The organism is Thermostichus sp. MS-CIW-25 (assembly GCF_054060015.1).
In genome coordinates this window covers 1-2,182 of sequence record NZ_JBSSCS010000078.1, presented here as the reverse complement: position 1 = coordinate 2,182, position 2,182 = coordinate 1, and the positions used below count along the sequence as shown (strand labels likewise).

Genomic DNA, 2,182 nt, shown 5'->3' with positions numbered 1-2,182 from the left:
AGAGGCCGTTCCCGTAGGCCACGCCGTTGAGCTGGTTGCTCGTCCCCGAGGTTCGCTGGGTCCAGCTCACCCCGTCCGGGGAGGTGAGGATGGTGCTGTTCCACCCCACCGCCACGAAGAGGCCGTTCCCGTAGGCCACGCCGTTGAGCTGGTTGCTCGTCCCCGAGGTTCGCTGGGTCCAGCTCACCCCGTCCGGGGAGGTGAGGATGGTGCTGTTCCACCCCACCGCCACGAAGAGGCCGTTCCCGTAGGCCACGCCGTTGAGCTGGTTGCTCGTCCCCGAGGTTCGCTGGGTCCAGCTCACCCCGTCCGGGGAGGTGAGGATGGTGCTGTTCCATCCCACCGCCACGAAGAGGCCGTTCCCGTAGGCCACGCCGTTGAGCTGGTTGCTCGTCCCCGAGGTTCGCTGGGTCCAGCTCACCCCGTCCGGGGAGGTGAGGATGGTGCCGCCGTCCCCCACCGCCACGAAGAGGCCGTTCCCGTAGGCCACGCCGTTGAGCTGGTTGCTCGTCCCCGAGGTTCGCCGGGTCCAGCTCACCCCGTCCGGGGAGGTGAGGATGGTGCCGTCCCACCCCACCGCCACGAAGAGGCCGTTCCCGTAGGCCACGCCCTCGAGGAAGTTGCCCAGGTTGCGTAAGGTCCAGGTGGTGCCCGCCCCACCGCCGCCCCCGCCGCCACCGCCACCCGGTGCGCTCACCGTGAGGCTCAGGCTCGCCGTCTTGATGAGGCTCCCGCTGGTGGCCCTCACCTGAAGGTTGTAGGTGCCTGTGGCCACGCCGCTACCCACGCTGACGGTCAGGTTCTGGGACACGGCGTTGGACCCGGTCACGTTCACGCTAGTGGGCGAAAGAGTCACGCCGCTGGGAGCGCCCACCAGGGAGAGGTTCACCGTCCCGGTGAAGCCGCCCTGCGGGGTGATGGTCAGTTGGGTGGTGCCGCTAGCCCCCTGCTGGACCGCGAGGCTGTCAGGGCTGAGGGAGATAGTGAAGTCGGGGGAGCCACCGCCACCCCCTCCGCCGCCACCGCCGCCACCTCCCCCACCCGACGCGCTCACCGTGAGGGTCAGGTCCGCCTCCCGGGTGAGGCTCCCCGAGGTGGCCCGCACCTTCAGGCGGTAGGTGCCCGTGGGCGTGGTGGGCTGGGCGGAGAGGGTCAGGGAGCTCGTACCGACCTGGACCGTATCGGGAGAAAGCGTGAGGCCCTGGGGCACCTGGTCCTGCCCCGCCACTAGGGAGAGGCTCACCGTCCCGGTGAAGCCGTTCTGGGGGGCCGTGAGGGTGGTCTGGCCGTTAGACCCCTGCTGGACCGTGAGGCTCGTGGGGTTGAGGGAGATGGCGAAGTCAGGGGGCGCGTTCACGGTGAGGGTAAGAGCCCGCTCGATCACCTGGTTCCCGTAGGCCGCCCGCACGGTGAGGTTCCGGCTTCCTGTGGGGGCTTTCGGAGCCACCTACACCTCCAGGGTCTCCTGCACCTGCTGGCCTCTGGGCACGTTCAGGTTCCGCTGGACGGCGTTGGGGCTCAGCCAGGAGACGGGCTGCCCCCCCTCTAAGACGCTCAAGGAGACCTGCCCCTGGAAGCCGTTCTGCGAGGTGAAGGTGAGGGTCAGGGTCACGGTCTGCCCCTGGACCACGGCGGGATTCTGGGGCGAAATCCCCGCCAGGGTAAGGTCCGGCTGGGCCAGGGTAAGGTCCGGCTGGGGCTGGCCCCCGCCCCCGCAGGCCGCCAAGAGCAGGGCTAAACCGGTCAAGAGTCCGTACCACACGGTCAAGAGTCCGTACCACACGCCTTTACGCATTCCTGCCTCCTTTCCGGGACCCCAGGGTCCCTACCTCCATCCTCCTCAGGGAGGCTTACAAAAACCTTAACCACCCCCTCAACCCCCTCAACACCGGGCTGACTGGTTCTGTGGTTTCCCCTAGCCCTCCTTCCCATCCCCCTTGGGCTTCTCCTTGCCCTGGTCCTCCTGCTTCAGAGCTTGGTCCTCCAGCCTCTTCGTGAGCCCCTCCAGCAGGCGCTCCGAGAACCCCAGGACCACCAAGAGCCCGTAGGCGGAAGAGCCCCCCCATTGTCCCCCCCAGGCACCGGCATGTCAAGTCGCGATTTTTGTGGGTTTTTCTTCCACGGCCCAAAGCGGGCCCATGTCCAGGTAACGCCGGAAAGCCCAGTCCTCCGTGGCCCTCAG

Annotated in this window: 1 protein-coding gene and 1 pseudogene; both read right to left on the bottom strand. The window is 68.1% G+C overall.

What is annotated here, in order from left to right; translation table 11 throughout:
- A pseudogene (locus ACVWZ1_RS14310) lies at positions 1–1,408 on the bottom strand (hypothetical protein); the annotation flags it as partial.
- Between the two features lie 39 nt (positions 1,409–1,447).
- A complete protein-coding gene (locus ACVWZ1_RS14305; protein ID WP_457503740.1) occupies positions 1,448–1,795 on the bottom strand; it encodes a hypothetical protein in 348 nt (115 codons plus the stop codon).
- Positions 1,796–2,182: the final 387 nt, after the last annotated feature.